The sequence below is a fragment of the Stenotrophomonas sp. P5_A8 genome (assembly GCF_056400545.1).
In genome coordinates this window covers 1-1,347 of sequence record NZ_JBFULB010000547.1, presented here as the reverse complement: position 1 = coordinate 1,347, position 1,347 = coordinate 1, and the positions used below count along the sequence as shown (strand labels likewise).

1 protein-coding gene is annotated in these 1,347 nt (G+C 65.5%); it reads left to right on the top strand.

The features are described 5' to 3' along the window. Positions 1 to 249 precede the first annotated feature (249 nt). Positions 250 to 1,341 (top strand): phosphate ABC transporter substrate-binding protein PstS, encoded by a 1,092-nt coding sequence (gene pstS, locus AC1DQP_RS20560; protein WP_256777416.1) that lies wholly within the window; start codon positions 250 to 252, stop codon positions 1,339 to 1,341. Positions 1,342 to 1,347 lie beyond the last annotated feature (6 nt).

Genomic DNA, 1,347 nt, shown 5'->3' with positions numbered 1-1,347 from the left:
CCCCAAACCCCAAATGGCCAACCCGCAACGTACTTGCTACCTGTCCCGCGAACCCCCACACACCCGCCCAGCCAAGGCGCACCTGGCACCCCGTGCATCACGCTTTCCGCCTTCAGGATTTTGGGGAAACCCAAGCCCCACAAGCCCTCCACGTGCCCCCGGTCACACCGTCATACGGCTGTAACAAAAACATCATTTCATAGCAGCGTCGCCGGAGAGACCGGCCCCTATCCCGCTACGGAGTGACGCATGAAACTGCACACGGCTGGCTTGACCGCCCTTTCCCTGGCCATCGCGCTGGGCCTTTCCGCCTGCAAGCCGGGCGCCGAAGGCCAGGCCGCCGCGCCGGCCACCGACGCACCCGCCGCAGCCCCGGCCGCCGGCGACAAGCTCACCGCCGAAATCTCCGGCGCCGGCGCGTCCTTCATCTTCCCGCTCGTATCCAAGTGGTCGGCCGACTACAACACCGCCACCGGCGCCAAAATCAACTACCAGTCCATCGGCTCCGGCGGCGGCATCGCCCAGATCAAGGCCGGCACCGTTGATTTCGGTTCCTCCGACAAGCCGCTGAGCAGCGAAGAGCTGGCCCAGGCCGGCCTCGGCCAGTTCCCCTCGGCCATTGGCGGCGTCGTCCCGGTCGTCAACATCGACGGCCTCGAAGCCGGCAAGCTGCGCCTGAGCGGTGCCCTGCTCGCCGACATCTTCCTGGGCAAGGTCAAGACCTGGAACGACCCGGCCATCGTCGCCGCCAACCCGGGCGTCAAGCTGCCTGACGGCAAGATCACCCTGGTCCACCGTTCCGATGGCTCCGGCACCACCTTCAACTTCTCCAACTACCTCGCCAAGGTCAGCCCGGACTGGAAGAGCAAGGTCGGCGAAGGCACCTCGGTGCAGTGGCCCGATGGCGTGGGTGGCAAGGGCAACGAAGGCGTCGCCTCGTACGTAAAGCAGATCAAGGGCTCCATCGGCTACGTCGAACTGGCCTACGCGCTGCAGAACGGCATGCCGTACGCCTCCATGCAGAACGCCGCCGGCAACTGGGTGCAGCCCACCGCCGACACCTTCGCCGCCGCTGCCGCCAGTGCCGACTGGGCCAGCGCCAAGGACTTCAACCTGGTCATCACCAACGCCCCGGGCGACCAGGCGTGGCCGATCACCGCCACCAACTTCATGCTCATGCACAAGCAGCCCAAGGATGCCAAGCGCAGCAAGGAAACCCTGGCGTTCTTCAAGTGGGCCTTCGAAAACGGCCAGAAGCAGGCCAACGAACTGCACTACGTGCCGCTGCCGGCCGAACTGGTCACCCAGATCGAAACCTACTGGTCCACCGAGTTCAAGTGAAACAGC

Excerpts from the sequence above, each read along its gene's own strand:
- pstS (WP_256777416.1), top strand. The coding sequence starts at position 250 with ATGAAACTGCACACGGCTGGCTTGACCGCCCTTTCCCTGGCCATCGCG.